This window comes from Peribacillus sp. SIMBA_075, assembly GCF_046534585.1.
In genome coordinates, this window is record NZ_JAWRYN010001196.1 from 1 (window position 1) to 250 (window position 250).

Here is a 250-nt window from a genome sequence, read left to right on the forward strand (position 1 = left end):
TGTGTAAGATGCTTCACTTTTTAGCCCCTCCTGTTTTCGTTTTAACAGGCTGTTGCACTTCTTTCTTTTCCCATGGACGGTAAATGAACATGTTTTGGATCAGCGAGATGATATTCCCGATTACCCAGTAAAGCGTCAAGGCAGATGGCAGGATGATCCCGAATCCGGCGATCATGACCGGCATAAAGTACATCATCGCTTTCATTTGCGGGTTATCCATTGCAGGCCCCGTACGCAAGACGATCAATTG

Annotated in this window: 1 protein-coding gene; it reads right to left on the minus strand. The window is 46.4% G+C overall.

Going from position 1 to position 250, the window contains the following annotated elements:
- Positions 1–13: 13 nt before the first annotated feature.
- A partial coding sequence (locus SB775_RS32115; RefSeq protein ID WP_410865341.1) for a YidC/Oxa1 family membrane protein insertase occupies positions 14–250 on the minus strand: 237 nt, incomplete at its 5' end.